The organism is Streptomyces sp. CAI-85 (assembly GCF_013363615.1).
Taxonomy (GTDB): domain Bacteria; phylum Actinomycetota; class Actinomycetes; order Streptomycetales; family Streptomycetaceae; genus Streptomyces; species Streptomyces antibioticus_B.
Genome location: NZ_JAANNX010000056.1, coordinates 1 through 18340, shown reverse-complemented (window position 1 = coordinate 18340; position 18340 = coordinate 1). Strand labels below are relative to the sequence as shown.

General features: G+C 71.0%; 17 protein-coding genes and 1 riboswitch. Of the genes, 11 read left to right on the top strand and 6 right to left on the bottom strand.

Annotated elements, in window-relative coordinates:
- Window positions 1-38: 38 nt before the first annotated feature.
- On the bottom strand, window positions 39-761 hold the full coding sequence (locus tag G6W55_RS31195; RefSeq protein ID WP_175524073.1) for a M50 family metallopeptidase: 723 nt from the start codon (window positions 759-761) through the stop codon (window positions 39-41).
- Between the two features lie 50 nt (window positions 762-811).
- On the opposite strand from G6W55_RS31195, the gene G6W55_RS31190 reads away from it, so the two are divergent.
- The 10 genes from G6W55_RS31190 to G6W55_RS31145 all read left to right on the top strand — a co-directional run bounded on the left by G6W55_RS31190 (window position 812) and on the right by G6W55_RS31145 (window position 10985).
- Entirely contained in the window at window positions 812-1627 is an 816-nt protein-coding gene (locus G6W55_RS31190; protein ID WP_175524072.1) for an SOS response-associated peptidase, read from the top strand.
- 1 nt (window position 1628) lies between these two features.
- The gene (locus G6W55_RS31185; RefSeq protein ID WP_375372487.1) at window positions 1629-2270 is read left to right on the top strand and encodes an alpha/beta family hydrolase; all 642 of its coding nucleotides are present in this window, start codon (window positions 1629-1631) and stop codon (window positions 2268-2270) included.
- A 272-nt stretch (window positions 2271-2542) separates the two neighbouring features.
- Window positions 2543-3238, top strand: coding sequence for a sigma-70 family RNA polymerase sigma factor (gene sigR, locus G6W55_RS31180; RefSeq protein WP_205073972.1), 696 nt, complete (start codon window positions 2543-2545; stop codon window positions 3236-3238).
- On the top strand, window positions 3235-3567 hold the full coding sequence (rsrA, locus tag G6W55_RS31175) for a mycothiol system anti-sigma-R factor (RefSeq protein WP_175524071.1): 333 nt from the start codon (window positions 3235-3237) through the stop codon (window positions 3565-3567). Before sigR ends, rsrA begins: the two co-directional genes overlap by 4 nt.
- Window positions 3568-3679: 112 nt before the next feature.
- Entirely contained in the window at window positions 3680-5035 is a 1356-nt protein-coding gene (locus G6W55_RS31170; RefSeq protein WP_175524070.1) for an HD-GYP domain-containing protein, read from the top strand.
- Window positions 5032-6414: an HD-GYP domain-containing protein gene (locus tag G6W55_RS31165; protein ID WP_175524069.1), complete on the top strand. Its 1383-nt coding sequence runs from the start codon at window positions 5032-5034 to the stop codon at window positions 6412-6414. The genes G6W55_RS31170 and G6W55_RS31165 overlap by 4 nt, the downstream gene beginning before the upstream one ends.
- Before the next feature lie 94 nt (window positions 6415-6508).
- A complete protein-coding gene (locus tag G6W55_RS31160) occupies window positions 6509-7489 on the top strand; it encodes a hypothetical protein (protein ID WP_175524068.1) in 981 nt (326 codons plus the stop codon).
- Between the two features lie 86 nt (window positions 7490-7575).
- Window positions 7576-8226 carry a peptide deformylase gene (gene def, locus G6W55_RS31155; RefSeq protein ID WP_085210108.1) on the top strand — a complete coding sequence of 217 codons (651 nt, stop codon included), beginning with the start codon at window positions 7576-7578 and terminating at the stop codon, window positions 8224-8226.
- A gap of 339 nt (window positions 8227-8565) precedes the next feature.
- Complete coding sequence (gene cyc1, locus G6W55_RS31150) at window positions 8566-9618, top strand: epi-isozizaene synthase (RefSeq protein WP_309243854.1); 1053 nt, start codon at window positions 8566-8568, stop codon at window positions 9616-9618.
- A complete protein-coding gene (locus G6W55_RS31145; RefSeq protein ID WP_175524067.1) occupies window positions 9615-10985 on the top strand; it encodes a cytochrome P450 in 1371 nt (456 codons plus the stop codon). Before cyc1 ends, G6W55_RS31145 begins: the two co-directional genes overlap by 4 nt.
- Window positions 10986-11007: 22 nt before the next feature.
- On the opposite strand, the gene G6W55_RS31140 is transcribed toward G6W55_RS31145, so the two are convergent.
- Window positions 11008-11976: a GlxA family transcriptional regulator gene (locus tag G6W55_RS31140; protein WP_175524066.1), complete on the bottom strand. Its 969-nt coding sequence runs from the start codon at window positions 11974-11976 to the stop codon at window positions 11008-11010.
- Between the two features lie 92 nt (window positions 11977-12068).
- Between G6W55_RS31140 and G6W55_RS31135 the strand changes: the two genes are divergently transcribed.
- Window positions 12069-12326, top strand: coding sequence for a hypothetical protein (locus G6W55_RS31135; protein WP_175524065.1), 258 nt, complete (start codon window positions 12069-12071; stop codon window positions 12324-12326).
- Here G6W55_RS31135 and G6W55_RS31130 read toward each other — a convergent pair.
- The 4 genes from G6W55_RS31130 to G6W55_RS31115 all read right to left on the bottom strand — a co-directional run bounded on the left by G6W55_RS31130 (window position 12239) and on the right by G6W55_RS31115 (window position 18104).
- Window positions 12239-13252 carry a ribonucleotide-diphosphate reductase subunit beta gene (locus tag G6W55_RS31130; protein ID WP_175524064.1) on the bottom strand — a complete coding sequence of 338 codons (1014 nt, stop codon included), beginning with the start codon at window positions 13250-13252 and terminating at the stop codon, window positions 12239-12241. The two genes, G6W55_RS31135 and G6W55_RS31130, sit on opposite strands and share 88 nt — an antisense overlap.
- Window positions 13252-15645 (bottom strand): ribonucleoside-diphosphate reductase subunit alpha, encoded by a 2394-nt coding sequence (locus G6W55_RS31125; protein ID WP_175524063.1) that lies wholly within the window; start codon window positions 15643-15645, stop codon window positions 13252-13254. Before G6W55_RS31125 ends, G6W55_RS31130 begins: the two co-directional genes overlap by 1 nt.
- A 120-nt stretch (window positions 15646-15765) precedes the next feature.
- A riboswitch (cobalamin riboswitch) is annotated at window positions 15766-15868 on the bottom strand.
- A 335-nt stretch (window positions 15869-16203) separates the two neighbouring features.
- A complete protein-coding gene (gene mctP, locus G6W55_RS31120) occupies window positions 16204-17832 on the bottom strand; it encodes a monocarboxylate uptake permease MctP (protein WP_078634767.1) in 1629 nt (542 codons plus the stop codon).
- Window positions 17829-18104 (bottom strand): DUF3311 domain-containing protein, encoded by a 276-nt coding sequence (locus G6W55_RS31115; RefSeq protein WP_175524062.1) that lies wholly within the window; start codon window positions 18102-18104, stop codon window positions 17829-17831. The genes mctP and G6W55_RS31115 overlap by 4 nt, the downstream gene beginning before the upstream one ends.
- Between the last annotated feature and the right edge of the window lie 236 nt (window positions 18105-18340).

Here is an 18340-nt window from a genome sequence, read left to right as displayed (position 1 = left end):
GCTGCGGCGCGTGAGGCCGTCAGGGGCGTTCCCGCGCCTCACAGCCGCAGCAGCCACCGCCCGCCGCCCATCAGCGAGCACAGGCTCACCGCGTGGAAGAGGAACAGCCACAGGCCCGCCGGTACATGGGTCAGACGGGAGAGCTGGTCCGCGTCCGAGTCGCCCGCCCCGCCGCGGGTCCGCTTGAGCTGGAGCTCGAAGGCCGGGCGCACCCCGCCCAGCAGCAGGAACCACACCACCGCGTACGCGAACGCCGCCTGCACCTGGGGACCCGCCAGCCAGGACACCAGCAGGAACGTCCCGCCGGTGAGCACCACCGTGAGCGCCCCGTACGCGTTGCGGATCATCACCAGCATCGCCGCCAGCAGGGCCGTGGCCAGCCACAGCAGCAGGGTGATGCGGCCGGCGCCGAGCAGCGCCGCGCCGCCCAGGCCGAGCAGCGGGGGAGCGGTGTAGCCGGCCGCCGCCGTGAGGATCATGCCGAGCCCGTACGGCTTGCCGCGGCTGACCGTCAGCCCGCTGGTGTCGGAGTGCAGCCGGATGCCGGTGAGCTGCCGCCCGGTGAGCAGGGCGACCAGGCCGTGCCCGCCCTCGTGGGCGATGGTGATGGCGTTGCGGGATATCCGCCACAGCGTGTGCGGGACCACCGCGGCGAGCGCGGCGACCGCGGTGGCGATCACCACCCACAGGTCGGGGTCGGTCTGGGTGCCGACGAGACGGTCCCACAGGTCGGGCAGCGCAAGGGCGGCGGTGCTCTCCATGTTCGGTGGTGGCTCCCTCTCGGCGTATCGGATCTGGCAGTGTGGCACGCATGTGCGGACGGTATGCAGCGAGTCGCAGGCCCGAGGATCTCGCAGGAATCTTTGAGATCGAGAAGTGGGAGCCGGAGGAGACTCTGGAGCCGGATTACAACGTGGCGCCGACCAAGGAGGTCTACGCCGTCCTCGACCGTCCGGTGAAAGACGCCGCCGATCCGCGCCCGGTTCGCCAGTTGCGCAAGCTGAAGTGGGGCCTGGTGCCGTCCTGGGCCAAGTCGCCCGAGGGCGCCGCCCGGATGATCAACGCGCGCGCGGAGACCGTGCACGAGAAGCCGTCGTACCGCCGGGCCTTCTCCTCCCGGCGCTGCATCCTGCCCGCCGACGGCTACTACGAGTGGGTCACGGCCAAGGAGGAGCGGGACCTGGAGGTCGAGGGGAAGCGCAAGCGCCCCCGCAAGCAGCCCTACTTCGTGCTGCCCGCCGACGGCTCGGTGTTCGCGATGGCCGGGCTCTACGAGTTCTGGCGGGACCGCACCCTGCCCGACGACCATCCGCTGGCCTGGTGGGTGACCTGCTCGGTGATCACCACCGAGGCGGAGACCTCGCCGCTCGCGGTGGCCCCCGCCGACGGCCCCGACGCCCTCGCCGACATCCACCCCCGGATGCCGCTGATGCTCACCCCGGACCGCTGGGACGCCTGGCTCGACCCGGCCCGCACCGACCCGGAGGAGCTGCGCTCCCTCCTGGAGCCGCCGCCGGCCGGTCTGATGCGCGCCTACCCGGTCTCGACGGCCGTCAGCAACGTCCGCAACGCCGGTCCGGAGCTGCTGAAGGAGCTGGAGGGCCCGGAGGAGGGCACACTCTTCTGACGTGACCACCGTGACCGCACAGACCGTCCCCACCGACGCGGGCGACGCCCGTGTCATCTGGCATCCGGCCGCCCGGCCGCGGTTCGTCCTCGCCCTCGGCCATGGTGCCGGCGGCGGTGTCGAGGCGCGTGACCTCCAGGCGCTGGCCCGGGTCCTGCCCGGCCACGGCGTCACCGTCGCCCTGGTCGAGCAGCCCTGGCGGGTGGCCGGCCGCAAGGTGGCACCGGCGCCGAAGACGCTGGACACCGGCTGGCGCGGGATCTGGCCGGCCGTCGCGGAGCCCGGCCTGCCGGTGATCTCCGGCGGCCGGTCGGCCGGGGCCCGGGTGGCCTGCCGTACCGCCGGGGAACTCGGCGCGCACGCCGTCCTCGCGCTCGGCTTCCCGCTGCACCCGCCGGGCCGCCCCGATAAGTCCCGCGCCGCCGAACTGCTCGGCGCCGGGGTGCCCACGCTCGTCGTCCAGGGCGGCAACGACACCTTCGGCCGGCCCGCGGAGTTCCCCGAGGGCGGGGACCACGAGCTGGTGGAGGTGCCGCACGGCGACCACGGCCTCGCCGTGCCCAAGCGGGCCGCGATCGGGCAGGACGAGGCCCTGGAGATCGTCACGTCCGCCGTCGTGCGCTGGACCGCGTCGCTCGGGTAAGGGGCGCCCGGGTAAAGGTTGGGGAATGTTGCGGCCCCCCTCTCTGTTGTGCGGATCAGAGGCGCCGGACACCCGGCACCGACGACGTGGGAGAGGAAGTCCGCCGCATGGGTTCGACCATCTGCCCGAGCCGCAGCAGCCGTACCGACCTGGACTGGACGGTGCTGCACGCGGCCCGGACCACCCCTGTTCGAGGGGCGGCCGGTACGGGTAGTCGTCTATCCTCCGATTCGAGTGGGACCGGTTTCGGTCCTGCCCGCGATCTTGAGGAGGTGGGTCCGGTCACCGGTACCGACGCAGGGACCGACAACGGCCAGGCGGAGCTGCCCGAGGGCCAGGGCACCGACGGCGCGAGCAGCCCGGAGTCGAGCGCGGAGCGCAGCGCGCGCTTCGAGCGGGACGCGCTGGAGTTCCTCGACCAGATGTACTCGGCCGCGCTGCGCATGACGCGCAACCCGGCCGACGCGGAAGACCTGGTGCAGGAGACCTACGCCAAGGCGTACGCGTCCTTCCACCAGTTCCGCGAGGGCACCAACCTCAAGGCGTGGCTGTACCGGATCCTCACCAACACGTTCATCAACTCCTACCGCAAGAAGCAGCGCGAACCCCAGCGCAGCGCGGCCGAGGAGATCGAGGACTGGCAGCTCGCCCGTGCCGAGTCGCACATGTCGACCGGTCTGCGCTCCGCCGAGTCGCAGGCGCTGGACCACCTGCCCGACTCGGATGTGAAGGAAGCCCTTCAGGCGATCCCCGAGGAGTTCCGCATCGCCGTGTATCTGGCGGATGTCGAGGGCTTTGCGTACAAGGAGATCGCGGACATCATGGGGACACCCATCGGTACGGTGATGTCCCGGCTGCACCGGGGCCGCCGTCAACTGCGCGGCATGCTCGAGGACTACGCCCGTGAGCGCGGGCTGGTCCCGGCCGGCGCCGGAGAGTCGAACGAAGCGAAAGGCTCGGGCTCATGAGCTGCGGAGAGCCGCACGAGACGGATTGCAGCGAGGTCCTCGACCATCTCTACGAGTTCCTCGACAGCGAGATGCCGGAGGGGGACCGCGACAAGATCAAGGTCCACTTCGACGAGTGCTCGCCGTGTCTGGAGAAGTACGGCCTGGAGCAGGCCGTGAAGAAGCTGGTCAAGCGGTGCTGCGGACATGACGACGTGCCGACCGACCTGCGCGCCAAGGTCCTCGGCCGGCTCGACCTGATCCGCTCCGGACAGGCCGTGCCCGAGCACGACGTGACGGCCTCGCCGGCGGCTCCGGCCTCGCCGACGCCGACTCCCCAGGAGTCCTGAACCGCCCTCGTATCACTCGAATGTGCTAATCGGCGGGTGATACGCCCGCACGACCGCCCCCGGCCCCCCTAGGCTCCTGAGCCCGGAACGGCACGGCTGGGGGAGGGCGCACATGCAGGCAGTACCGGCACGCGCGCGTGTCTACGCCGCCGCGGCCGTGCTCGGCGCCCTGGTCTGCCTCGCCCCGCTCAGCACCGTACGGACCCCGTGGTGGACCGTCGCGCTGCTCGCCGCCCTGTACGCCGGGGGCGAGCGGATCGCCCGGCGCCGGTTCGCGGGCACCTTCTCCACCGTGCTGCTGGCCGGGGCCTTTCTGCTGCCGGCCCCCGCCGCCGCCCTCGTCCCCCTGCCCGGCGCGCTGCTCTCGCACGTCGAGCAGGGCCCCGCTCCGCTGCGCCGGATCTGGCGCGCGGCCCAGTCCGCCCTCGCCGTATGGGCCGCCGCGCGCGTGCACGGCGCGCTCGGCGGCCCGGAGACCGTGCTCGGCGCCGCGCTGCCGTACGCGCTGCTCCCGGCGGGCGCGGCCGTCCTCGTCTACTGCGCCGCCCTCGCCCTGCTGGACGGCGGTATGCGCACGCTCGCCGAGGGGCTGCCCCCGCGGCGGATCTGCCGGAGTCTGTTCGTCCGCTCCCTCGCGCCGCTGGCCGTGCACGGACTGGCCGGACTGATGACCGCCGTGCTCTGGCGCAGCCCCTACGGGCCGGTCTCCGCGCTGCTCGTGCTGTTCCCGGTGGGCGTCTCCTGGTGGGTCTTCGCCCAGTACCACCGCGAGCACGCCGCCCACCGCGCCACCATCAGGGCGCTGGTGCAGGCCGTCGACATCAAGGACGGGTACACGCGCGGGCACAGCGAGCGGGTCGGCCAGGCGTCCATGATGATCGCGCGCGAACTCGGCATGGACGAGGGGCGCGTCGAGGTGCTGCGGTTCGCCGGGATCCTGCACGACGTCGGCAAGCTCGGCGTCCCCACCCGGCTGCTCCGCAAGGACGGCCCGCTGACCCCCGAGGAACGGCGTGTGATCGAGCTGCATCCCGAGTACGGCCACGAGATCACCCGGGGCATCTCCTTCCTCGGCGAGGCCCGCTCGGCGATCCTCCACCACCATGAACGCATCGACGGCAGCGGCTACCCCTACGGCCTGGTGGGCAGTCAGATCCCGGAGCCCGCGCGGGTGGTGGCCGTCGCCGACGCCTTCGACGCGATGACGTCCAACCGCAGCTACAGCCGGGCGCGGCCGGTGGACCAGGCGCTGGCGGAGCTGCGGCGGTGCGCGGGGGCGCACTTCGACCCGCGGATGGTGACGGCCCTGGTGCGGGTGATCGGCCGCGAGGGCTGGCACCCGGTGGTCACGGCCGACGAGCCCGCGGCGAACCTGCCCGGCCAGCCGGCACCCCGATCCCCGTCCGCCACGGACCGCCCCTCCACGGACTTCCCCTCGACGGACCGCTCCTCCGGGGCGCGCCGATGACCTCCCGCCTCCCGCTGCTCGCCCTGCGGTCCGCCGCCGCCCTGCTCGCTGCGGGCTCCCTCCTCGTCACTCTGGCCGACGGCCTCGACGCCCGCCCGACCGCCCTCGCCTTCGGCGTCCTGGTGGCCGTCGGCGAGCTGATCCGCCCCGGCGCCCGCCTCGGCCCGGACCCGACGGCCGCGCATCCGACGGCCTCGCACGGGACGGCCTCGCACGGCACGCAGGGGACCACCGGGTCCGGGCTGCGCGAGGCCGCCCCGCTCGGCGCCGCCGGGGCCCTGTCGTACGCGCTGCTCGGCGAGCACGCCGGGCAGCCCACGCACCACGGGGTGGCGCAGGTGGTCTGTGTCGTGGCCGCCGCCGCGCTGCTCGGCAGCGTGCCGCGGCTGGCCCGGGGACAGGGCCCCGTCCTCGACCACCTGGTCCGGCGGATCCTGGCCGTCGGCTTCACCGCCGTGTGCTTCCAGCCGCTCTACCACCGGGGCTTCTTCGACGGCTGGAGCGGCCCGGCGTACGCGCTGCTGCTGCTCGCCCTGCTGGTGCTGACCGTGCTGTGCGACGCCGTGGTGGCCGCCGCGCTCGCGCACTCCGCGACCGGCTGGCCCTTCGGGCCGCTGCTCCGCGACGAGCTGCGGGCGGTGCCCGGGATCGGGTCCGCGGTGTGCGCGACCGGCGCGGTGATGGCGCTCGCGGTGGCCGTCGTCGGCCTGTGGGCGCTGCCCGTGTTCTCGGTGCCGCTGCTGCTCACCCAGCTCTCCCTGCGCCGGTACGCGGCCGTGCGCGCCACCTACCGGCAGACCATCGCCTCCCTGGCCCGCGCCACCGAGATCGCCGGGTACACCCCGGCCGGGCACGCCCGCCGGGTCGCCGCGCTCGGCCAGGCCGTGGGCCGGGACCTGGGGCTGCCGGAGGCGGAGCTGACGGTCCTGGAGTACGCGGCCCTCATGCACGACATCGGCCAGCTCAGCCTGGTCGACCCGGTCCCGGCCGGCGCCACCGCCGACCTGCCCGCCGCCGAACAGCGCCGGATCGCCCTGCTCGGCGGGGCCGTCGTGCGCCGGACCGGGGCGGGCCCGCAGGTCGCCGCGGTCGTCGAGCGGCAGGCCGATCCCTATCCCGAGCAGCCGGTGGCCGCCCGGATCGTCCGGGTCGTCAACGCCTACGAGGAGAAGGTGCGCGACGCCGGTCCCGGCGGGCCGCTCACCGCCCTGGAGGAGCTGCGGCTGGGCACCGGCGGCGCCTACGCCCCGGAGGTCGTGGAGGCGCTGGCCAGGGTGCTGGGGAACCGAGGGGGCGGCGGACAGCGCCCCGGGCCGGGGGCCGGCGGACGGCGGGCCGGGCTGTCTGACCTTGGCCGGGGGTGGGTAACCCATGGGTAATGAGCGGCCTTCCAGCCACACGTGGTTGGATGCGAGGGAGAGAGTGTCCGGGGGCACTGGCCAGCCCACACCACGGAACTGGCAGGCGGGAATCGTGAGGATCTTCGGCAAGGGACGGCATCGGCCCTCCGCCTCCTGGCGGCAGGCCACGGACCGCGCGTTCACGCTGATCGGCGACGGACGCTACGAGGACGCGGGCGCGCTGCTGACACGTGCCGCGGACCTGGAGCCCTGGCTGTCCGAGTCCTGGTTCAACCTCGCCCTGCTGCACAAGTTCCGGCACGACTGGGAGCAGGCGCGCACCGCGGGCCTGCGGGCCGTGGCCCTGCTCGACCGCGAGACCGGCGCCCCCGACTGGTGGAACGTCGGGATCGCCGCCACCGCCCTCCAGGACTGGCCGCTGGCCCGCCGCGCCTGGCAGGCGTACGGGCTGCACGTCCCCGGCAGTGTGACGGGCTCCGGCGAGCCCGTCGGGATGGAGCTGGGCAGCGCGGCCGTACGGCTGTCGCCCGAGGGCGAGGCCGAGGTGGTGTGGGGGCGGCGGCTGGACCCCGCGCGCGTCGAGGTGCTGTCGATCCCGCTGCCGTCGTCCGGGCGGCGCTGGGGCGAGGTCGTGCTGCACGACGGCGTCCCGCACGGCGAGCGGACCACGTCGGCCGGGCACGCCTACCCAGTCTTCGACGAGATCGAGCTGTGGGCGCCCTCGCCCGTGCCCACCTGGGTGGTGCTGCTGGAGGCGGCCGGCGAGGACGACCGGGACGCCCTGGAACAGCTCGCCGCCGACGCCGGGTTCGCGGCGGAGGACTGGTCGTCGTCGGTGCGGCTGCTGTGCCGGATGTGCTCGGAGTCGCGGATGCCGTCGGACGAGGGCGACGGCGAGCACCTCGACCCGCACGACCACAGCGAACCGGGCCATCCGGGACCGCTGGGGCACCGCACGGACGGACAGCTCTGGGTGCCCGAGCGGGAGTGCGGGGTGGCCGCCCCGGCGTCGCTGGTGCGCGGCCTGCTGGACGGCTGGGTGGCCGACAGCCCGGACTCCCGGGCCTGGCGGGACCTCGAAGAGGTCTGCTGAACGGCTTCCGCCGGCCCCTCCCCGCGGTCCCCTTAGGCTGTACTCGCAGATTCTCACTTCAGGTTGCAGGAAGGCGTACGTCGGTCATGGCGCAGCAGGACACCGATCAGCAGCACACGGGCGTGCTCCCCGTGGACGACGAGGGCTTCGTCATCGACACCGAGGAGGCGGAGGAGCGGGAGCGGGCGTACCGCGAGCGCGGCACCTCGCGGCCGATCACCGTCGTCGGGAACCCGGTGCTGCACAAGGAGTGCAAGGACGTCACCGTCTTCGACGACGACCTGCTGAAGCTGGTGGACGACATGTTCGCGAGCCAGCACACCGCCGAGGGCGTGGGCCTGGCCGCCAACCAGATCGGCGTCGACCTCAAGGTCTTCGTCTACGACTGCCCCGACGACGAGGGCAATCGGCACACCGGCGTCGTCTGCAACCCCAAGCTCGTCGAACTGCCCGCCGAGCGGCGCCGGCTGGACGACAGCAACGAGGGCTGCCTCTCGGTGCCCACCGCCTACGCGCCGCTGGCCCGCCCGGACTACGCCGAGGTGACCGGGCAGGACGAGAAGGGCAACCCGATCAAGGTGCGCGGCACCGGATACTTCGCTCGGTGTTTGCAGCACGAGACGGATCACCTCTACGGCTACCTCTACATCGACCGGCTCTCCAAGCGTGAACGCAAGGACGCGCTGCGGCAGATGGCCGAGAACGAGCCCCGCTACCCCGTGGTCGCCAACGACTGAGCGACGACTGAGCGGCGACCGGGCGACCCACCCGCGATCATGACGCCTGGCCGGAACCTCCCGGCCGGGCGTCGTTCGTATGTCCGTCGGATGTTCGATCGCTTACGCACACCCGCTGATCCATAACCAGTCACACAGGGGTGGATTCTCAGCATCTTGGGGTAGTGAATGGAGCAAATACGTTCCCAGAACGGTCAGTTGTAGTGCTGAATGGGAAGTGCGGGGATACGCAACGGCGCACGCCCGGCACGGCGGGAGGGGTGTGCGCCCACTGGCGGCTGAGAGGGGTTGTTCGTGCCAGCTTTCCCATACAGCACCACATACAGCACCACGGCGACGGTGGCCGCGCCCGCGGTCCCGCCTTCGCTCTGTCTTCCGGTCATCGAGAGGGCCTTTCCCCGGCAACTGCATCCGTATTGGCCGCAGTTGCAGGAGAAGACCCGCTCCTGGCTGCTGGAAAAACGGTTGATGCCGGCGGACAAGGTCGCAGAATATGCCGACGGCCTGTGCTACACGGACTTGATGGCGGGGTACTACCTCGGGGCACCCGATGAGGTGCTCCAGGCCATAGCCGACTACAGCGCGTGGTTCTTCGTCTGGGACGACCGGCACGACCGGGACGTCGTCCACGGCCGGACCAAGGCGTGGCGGCGGCTCAGGTTCCGCTTGCACGCGGCGCTGGACGCACCGGCGGACCACCTGCACGACCGGGATCCGCTGGTGGCCGGGCTCGCGGACAGCGTGGGACGGCTCTTCTCGTTCCTTCCCGACACCTGGAACGCCCGCTTCACCCGGCACTTCCACGCGGTGATCGACGCCTACGACCGGGAATTCCGCAATCGTCTCGAAGGCCGCATTCCCGGGGTCGAGGAATATCTCGCGCTGCGTCGGCTCACCTTCGCCCACTGGATCTGGACGGACCTGCTCGAACCGAGTGCGGAATGCGAACTGCCCGATCCGGTGCGCACACACCCGGCCTATCGGCGGGCGGCCCTGCTGAGTCAGGAATTCGCCGCCTGGTACAACGACCTCTGTTCGCTCCCCAAGGAAATAGCGGGCGACGAGGTGCACAATCTGGGAATCAGTCTCATCACCCATGAGGGGCTGAATCTGGAAGAGGCGGTGGACGACGTCCGGCGCCGTGTCGAGGAATGCATATCCGAATTCCTCGTGGTCGAGCAGGACGTCTTACGGCTCGCCGACCGTCTCGACGACGGGACGGTTCGCGGAAAGCAACTCGGCGCCGCCGTACGGGCCTGCCTCGCGAATATGCGGAACTGGTTCAGTTCCGTCTACTGGTTCCACCACGAGTCCGGCCGCTACATGGTCGAAAGCTGGGACGACCGGTCCACGCCCCCGTACGTCAACAACGAAGCGGCAGGTGAGAAATGACCGTCGAGTCCGTGAAACCCACGACGTCCGAAGTCCCCGAGCTGCGTGAACCGCCCCTGGCCGGCGGCGGCGTCCCGCTGCTGGGCCACGGCTGGCGGATGGCCCGCGACCCGCTGGCCTTCCTGGCCCGGCTGCGCGACCACGGTGACGTGGTCCGTCTGAAGCTGGGCCCCAAGACGGTGTACGCCGTCACCGCGCCGGACCTGACCGGCGCGCTCGCCCTCAGCCCCGACTACATCATCTCCGGCCCGCTGTGGGAGTCCCTGGAGAGCCTGCTCGGCAAGGAGGGCGTGGCCACGGCCAACGGCCCGCTCCACCGCCGCCAGCGCCGCACCATCCAGCCCGCCTTCCGGCTCGACGCCATCCCCGGCTACGGGCCGATCATGGAGGAGGAGACCCACGCGCTCGTGGAGCGCTGGAACAACGGCGAGGTCCTCGACGCCACCGCGGAGTGCTTCCGGGTCTCCGTGCGCATCTCCGCCCGCTGTCTGATGCGCGGCAGCTACATGGACGCCCGCTCCGAGCGGATCACCTCCGCGCTCGCCACCCTGTTCGCCGGCATGTACCAGCGCATGGTGGTGCCCCTCGGTCCGCTTTATCGGGTACCGATTCCGGCCAACCGCGAATTCAACCGGGCACTGGCCGATCTGCATCGGCTGGTCGACGAGATCGTCGCCGACCGCAGGGCATCCGGTCAAAAACCGGACGATTTGCTGACGGCTTTGCTGGAGGCGAAGGACGAGAATGGCGACCCGATCGGGGAACAGGAGATCCACGACCAGGTCATCGCGATACTGACCCCCGGCAGCGAAACCGCCGGCTCGGTACTCATGTCGCTGCTGCTCGTCCTCGCCCGGCATCCGGATCAGGTGGACAAGATCCGCGAGGAGGTGAAAAACGTCGTCGGTGACCGGCCGGTCGCATTCGACGACGTCCGAAAGCTGCGGCACACCGCCAATGTCGTCATCGAGACCATGCGGTTGTATCCCGCCGTATGGATATTGACCCGGCGGGCGGTGACCGACACGGAGCTGGGCGGATACCGCATTCCGGCCGGTGCGGACATCGTGTACAGCCCGTACGCGATCCAGCGCGATCCGCGCTCGTACGACCGGAATGAGGAGTTCGATCCCGACCGCTGGCTTCCGGACCGGTCCAAGGAGGTGCCGAAGTACGCGATGGTGCCGTTCAGCGTCGGCAACCGGAAGTGTCCGAGCGACCACTTCTCGATGGCGGAGCTGACGCTGATCACCGCGGTGGTGGCGAACGCGTTCCGCTTCGAGGAGGCACCCGGCTCCGACCCCCGGACCCATATCGGCATCACGCTGCGGCCGCGCAGGCTGCGGCTGAACGTGCTGCCGGGGTGAGACGAGCGGCGGCGGGTGCGGGTCAGGCGGCCGCCTGCGGACCCCGGAACGCCCTGCGGTAGGCGTTCGGGGTCGTCCCCAGGGCCCGGACGAACTGGTGACGCAGGGCACCCGCCGTGCCGAAGCCGGTGCGCCAGGCGATCGCGTCCACCGTCTCGTCCGTCGCCTCCAGCAGGTGCTGGGCCAGCAGGACGCGCTGGCGCAGCAGCCACCGGTAGGGCGTGGTGCCGGTCTCCTGCTGGAAGCGGCGGGCGAACGTCCGCGGGGCCATGTGGGCGCGCGCGGCGAGCTGTTCGACCGTGACCTCCTGGTCGAGGTGCTCGTCCATCCACGCCAGCACCTCGCCGACCGTGTCGCACGAGGACCGGGGCAGCGGCCGCTCGATGTACTGGGCCTGGCCGCCGTCCCGGTGCGGCGGTACGACCATCCGGCGGGCGATCCGGTTGGCGACCTCGGGCCCCTGCTCCTTGCGGACCAGGTGGAGACAGGCGTCGATTCCGGCGGCCGTGCCCGCGGAGGTGATCACCGGGTCCTCGTCGACGTAGAGCACGTCGGGTTCCACGCGGGCCCGCGGGTAGTGGCGCGACAGCTCCTGGGCGTGGTGCCAGTGCACGGCGCACCGCCGGCCGTCCAGCAGTCCGGCCGCGCCCAGCACGAAGACCCCGGAGCACACGCTGAGCACCCGGGTCCCGCGGTCCACGGCCCGCCGCAGGGCGTCGAGCAGTCCCGGAGGGTACTCCCGCCGGTGGTACTCGCTCCCGGCCGGCACGGCGATCAGATCGGCCTCCTCCAGCCGGTCCAGACCGTACGGCGTGGAGACGGTCAGCCCGCCGACATGGGTGCCCAGCGAGGGTCCCTCGGCCGAGACCACCGCGAAGTCGTACACCGGCAGGCCCTCGTCGCTGCGGTCGATGCCGAACACCTCGCAGACGACGCCCAGTTCGAAGGGGTGAACACCGTCGAGGAGGACGGCGGCGACGTTCTTCAGCATGCTGCCAGTGTGCCTCGCCGCTGGCAGTAAATCGAGGGTGTGCGGCAGTCCTGCCACTGTTCGACAGGAGTGTCCGGCGCGACAGTGGTGTCATGACTACGGAACAGACACAGACACTGCTCGCCATGGCCGTCGTCCTGGGGATGCTCGCGCTCCTGGTCCTCCCGTCACTGATCGGGATCGTGCGCGAGAGGCGCGTCGACCGTCAGATCGAGGAGGCCCAGAAGCGCGACGGGGCCCACAAGCAGGGAGGGGAGGAGGATCAGAAGTCCTCGTCCAGGTCCACGGTGCCCTCCACCGCCACCTGGTACGCCGACGGACGGCGCTCGAAGAAGTTGGTCAGCTCCTGAACGCCCTGGAGCTCCATGAAGGAGAACGGGTTCTCCGAGCCGTACACCGGGGCGAAGCCGAGCCGCGTGAGGCGCTGGTCGGCGACGCACTCCAGGTACTGCCGCATGGAGTCGGTGTTCATCCCGGGCAGGCCGTCGCCGCACAGGTCACGGGCGAACTGCAACTCGGCCTCGACGGCCTCCCGGAGCATGTCCGTGACCTGCTGCCCGAGCTGCTCGTCGAACAGCTCCGGCTCCTCCTTGCGGACGGTGTCGACGACGTCGAACGCGAAGCTCATGTGCATGGTCTCGTCCCGGAACACCCAGTTGGTGCCGGTGGCGAGGCCGTGCAGCAGACCCCGGCTGCGGAACCAGTAGACGTACGCGAAGGCGCCGTAGAAGAACAGGCCCTCGATGCACGCGGCGAAGCAGATCAGGTTGAGCAGGAAGCGGCGGCGGTCGGCCTTCGACTCCAGCCGGTCCAGCTTCTCGACCTCGTTGATCCACTTGAAGCAGAACTCGGCCTTCTCGCGGATGGAGGGGATGTTCTCCACGGCCGCGAACGCGGCGTTGCGGTCCTCCGGGTCGGGCAGATAGGTGTCGAGCAGCGTCAGATAGAACTGGACGTGCACCGCCTCCTCGAAGAGCTGCCGGCTCAGATACAGCCGCGCCTCGGGGGAGTTGATGTGCTTGTAGAGCGTGAGCACCAGGTTGTTCGCGACGATCGAGTCGCCCGTCGCGAAGAACGCCACCAGCCGCCCGATGAGGTGCTGCTCCTCCGGCGACAGCTTGGCGAGGTCGGCGACGTCCGAGTGGAGGTCGACCTCCTCCACGGTCCAGGTGTTCTTGATCGCGTCCCGGTAGCGCTCGTAGAAGTCCGGGTAGCGCATCGGGCGGAGCGTCAGCTCGAAGCCCGGGTCGAGAAGGTTCTTGGCTTCGCTGGTCATCACTGGCACGCCTCGCAGGACTCGGGGTTCTCAAGGGAGCAGGCGACCGCGTCGGGGTCGGACGCCTGCTGGACGGGGATGGTGGCCGGAGCCTGCGCCTGGGCGGCCCGCGCGATCCGGGTCGCCGGACGCGAGCGCAGGTAGTAGGTCGTCTTCAGACCCGACTTCCACGCGTACGCGTACATCGAGGAGAGCTTGCCGATGGTCGGCGTCTCCAGGAACAGGTTCAGCGACTGGGCCTGGTCCAGGTACGGGGTACGGGCGGCGGCCATGTCGATCAGGCCGCGCTGCGGGATCTCCCACGCCGTGCGGTACAGGTCCCGCACCTCGGCCGGGATCCACGCGAAGCCCTGCACCGACCCGTTGGACTCGCGCAGCGCCTCACGGGTGCGCGCGTCCCAGACGCCCAGCGCCTTGAGGTCCTGCACCAGGTACGAGTTGACCTGGAGGAACTCCCCGGACAGCGTCTCGCGCTTGAACAGGTTGGACACCTGCGGCTCGATGCACTCGTACACCCCGGCGATGGAGGCGATGGTGGCGGTCGGCGCGATGGCCAGCAGCAGCGAGTTGCGCATCCCGGTGGCGGCGATCCGCGCGCGCAGCGCCGCCCAGCGCTCCGGCCAGGTGAACGTGACGCCGTAGTGGTCGGGGTGCAGCACACCGCGGGCGGTCCGGGTCTTCTCCCAGGCCGGCAGCGGGCCGTTGCGCTCGGCCAGGTCGGCGGACGCCTCGTACGCGGCGAGCATGATCCGCTCGGTGATCCGGGTGGACAGCTCCCTGGCCTCGGCGGAGTCGAAGGGCAGCCGCAGTTTGAAGAAGACGTCCTGGAGGCCCATCGCACCCAGACCCACCGGGCGCCAGCGGGCGTTGGAGCGGCCCGCCTGCTCGGTCGGGTAGAAGTTGATGTCGACGACCCGGTCCAGGAAGGTCACGGCGGTGCGGACGGCCTCGTCCAGCCGCTCCCAGTCGAGCGCGCCGGCCGCCTGGTCGACGAACGCGCCGAGGTTGACCGAGCCCAGGTTGCAGACCGCCGTCTCGCCGTCGTCGGTGACCTCCAGGATCTCCGTGCAGAGGTTCGAGGAGTGGATGACGTGGCCCGGCTCGGCGGTCTGGTTGGCGGTGCGGTTGGCGGCGTCCTTGAAGGTCATCCAGCCGTTGCCGGTCTGCGCGAGGGTGCGCATCATCCGGCCGTACAGATCACGCGCGGGGACGGTCTTGCGGGCCAGCCCCTTCGCCTCGGCGGCCCGGTAGGCGGCGTCGAACTCGTCGCCCCACAGGTCGACCAGCTCGGGCACGTCGGAGGGGGAGAACAGCGACCACGGACCGTCGGCGTCGACCCGGCGCATGAACTCGTCCGGCACCCAGTGCGCGAGGTTCAGGTTGTGCGTACGGCGGGCGTCCTCACCGGTGTTGTCGCGCAGCTCCAGGAACTCCTCCAGGTCGGAGTGCCAGGTCTCCAGGTAGACCGCGGCCGCGCCCTTGCGCCGGCCGCCCTGGTTCACGGCGGCGACCGAGGCGTCCAGGGTCTTCAGGAACGGCACGATGCCGTTGGAGTGCCCGTTGGTGCCGCGGATCAGCGAACCGCGGCTGCGGATGCGGGAGTACGACAGTCCGATGCCGCCGGCGTGCTTGGAGAGCCGGGCCACCTGGTGGTAGCGGTCGTAGATGGAGTCCAGCTCGTCCAGCGGGGAGTCGAGGAGGTAGCAGGACGACATCTGGGGATGCCGCGTACCGGAGTTGAAGAGCGTGGGGGAGGACGGCAGGTAGTCGAGCCGGCTCATCAGCCCGTAGAGTGCGGCGACTTCGCCGACCGAGCGGGCCGAATCGTCCTCCGCGAGGCCGGAGGCGACCCGCAGCAGGAAGTGCTGGGGCGTCTCGACGACCTTGCGGGTGTGCGGGTGGCGCAGCAGATAGCGGCTGTGCAGGGTGCGCAGGCCGAAGTAGCCGAAGCGGTCGTCGGCGCCGGTGTCGATCAGCGCGTCCAGCCGGGCCGCGTGCAGGGCGACGAAGGCGGCGGTGCGGTCGGCGACGAGCCCCTCGCGGTGGCCGACGGCGACGGACTCCGTGAAGGAGGTGACGCCCTGGGAGGCGGCCTCGGCGCGGATGCCGATGGTCAGCAGCCGGGCGGCCAGCCGCGAGTAGGCCGGGTCCTCCGAGATCAGTCCGGCGGCCGCCTCCGTGGCCAGCTCGCGCAGTTCCGTCTCGTCCGCCCGCGCGGACCGGCCGCGCAGCGCGGCGGCGGCGACCCGGCCGGGGTCGGCGTCGGGGAGGTCGGCGGTCAGCTCGGTCAGGGTCCGCAGCAACGCGGTCCCGGGACCGTCGGTGTCCAGCGTGATGGCTGAAGCCGGGTCGGCTGGCGCGATGGTCACGTGGGGCTCTCCCTCGCTCGGCATGGGGCCAGGCGGAGGGCAGCGGGCAGCACACGAGCGCGCACGGCGTCGCGGTCCACCGGCCCACTCCACGAGGCCCGGACGGCAGGCACCCGAGCCGGACGGCCGGGTGCGCTGTCGGCAGGTCCTCGGACTGACTCCTGGGCATGGCTGTTCCGGGAACGGAAGGAACGGACATGCACAAGTACACCGTTGCGGGACAGTTCCGGATTCGCACCGGATTCCCCTGCGGCGACAGCGAGCATGAGCATACATCTTGTGCTCACCCGTCGCGCCACCCCCAGATGTTGTGTCGGGGTGGTTTCAGAGTGTCAACGGGCCGCCGAAGATGTCGCTTTCGGCGGCCCGCTGCGTGCTCTCTGCCGTGTGCTCCCGCGATGGGCCCTAGGGCCTGTTGTGAAAGTCCCGCCTGCCCGGCGACGCCCGGCACGCACTCTCGCCGCACCGGGCACAGACCCGAGTACGCCCAGTACGAGGGCCTGCACCCGGCACGCCGAGAGCACGCACCGGACGCCGCCGGGCCCGCCCTCCGGGCGGACGACGGGACTTTCACAACAGGCCCTAGTGGGCCGAGCCCGCCGTGGCCGGGGGCAGTTCCACCTGGACGCCCGGGTCGCCCGCGTCGGCCGTGTAGTCCTCCGGCCTGGTCTCGTCGACGCCCTCGGGGGCCTTCGCGGCCTTCAGGACGAAGGTGAGGACCACCGTGACGACGAGGTTGAGGACGAACGCGGTGAGTCCGATGTAGCCGATCTCACCGATGCCGGGGATCTCCGCCGACGAGCCGCCGAAGTGCTTCTGGGTCGGCGAGGCGACCCCGTACGCGGCGACCGTGCCGTAGACCATGCCGACCGCCCAGCCCGCGAGCAGCGCCCAGCGGTGGAACCAGCGGGTGAACAGGCCGCCGACCAGGGCCGGGAAGGTCTGGAGGATCCAGATGCCGCCCAGGAGCTGGAAGTTGATGGCGACGGTCTTGTCCATGGTGAGGACGAACACCAGCGCGCCCACCTTCACCAGGAGCGACACGATCTTGGAGACCCGGGTCTCCTCCTTGGGCGTGGCGTCCGGCTTGATGAAGTCCTTGTAGATGTTGCGGGTGAACAGGTTCGCGGCCGCGATCGACATGATGGCCGCCGGCACCAGCGCGCCGATGCCGATGGCGGCGAAGGCCACGCCCGCGAACCAGGCCGGGAACATGTTCTCGAAGAGCTGCGGGATGGCGAGCTGGCCGTTGCTGACCTTGACGCCGGCCGCGATCGCCATGAAGCCCAGCAGCGCGAGGAGTCCGAGCATCAGGGAGTACAGCGGCAGGATCGTGGTGTTGCGCCGGATCACCTCGCGGCTCTTGGAGGAGAGGGTCGCCGTGATCGAGTGCGGGTACATGAAGAGCGCCAGCGCGGAGCCGAGCGCCAGGGTGGCGTACGTCCACTGGCCGGCCTCGGCCGGGACCAGGGAGCCGCGCGGTTTGCCCGTCGCCGGGTTGGTCTGGCCGAACGCCTCGCTCGCCTTGGCGAAGATGTCGTCGAAGCCGCCGAGCTTGATCGGGATGTAGATGATGGCCACCGCGATCACGATGTAGATCAGGGTGTCCTTCACGAACGCGATCAGTGCGGGGGCCCGCAGACCGGACGAGTAGGTGTAGGCGGCCAGCACGCCGAACGCGATCAGCAGCGGCAGGTCCTTGACGAACCAGTGGGTGGTCTCGCCGCCGCCGACGCCCATCACGTCGAGCACCGCCTGGATGCCGACGAGCTGGAGCGCGATGTACGGCATCGTCGCGAGGATGCCGGTCACGGCCACCGCGAGCGACAGCCCCTTGGAGCCCCAGCGCCCGCGCACGAAGTCGGAGGTCGTCACATAGCCGTGCTTGTGGGAGACCGACCACAGCCGGGGCAGGAAGGTGAAGATCAGCGGATAGACGAGGATCGTGTACGGCACCGCGAAGAAGCCGGCCGCGCCCGCCGCGTAGATCGCCGCCGGTACGGCGACGAAGGTGTACGCCGTGTAGAGGTCGCCGCCGAGCAGGAACCAGGTGACCCAGGTGCCGAAGGAGCGGCCGCCCAGGCCCCATTCGTCGAGGCTGTGCTCGTTCTCGGCCTTGCGCCAGCGCGCGGCCAGGAAGCCCATGACCGTGACGGCCACGAAGAAGAGGATGAAGACGGCGAGTGCCACGCCGTTGACGCCGTCGTTCACTTCGCGCCGCCTCCGCTCCGGGCCCGGCGGGCGCGCTGGTCACGCTGCCAGAGCGTGTAGGCGGTCATCGTGAGCCCGGTCGAGAGCAGCACCCACAGCATCTGGTACCAGTAGAAGAAGGGGATCCCGATGTACGCCGGGTCCGTCTTCGCGTACGAGCCCACCCACAGCATCGCCACGAACGGCGCGAGCAGGCAGAGGGCGATGACGACCCGTACGGGTGTCACCACCGGATCTCCGGTCTTTTCGGGGGTGTCTGGGGTGTCTGGCATCGGTGGATCCGTCCCCTCACTCGTCGCTCATCGCCTTGATCACGTTGTAACGCGCAGGCAATGTAAGTGACGGGTAAGCGCAGCGGAAGACCTCCTCCGCGGATCACCCCCGCATCTGCACTGTTCGAACGCAGTTCGCTCGGCCGGCGGGCCGCGTCCGGCTCAGTCGGTGGGCCGCTTGAGACGCGCCACGAACTTGTAACGGTCGCCCCGGTACACCGAGCGCACCCACTCCA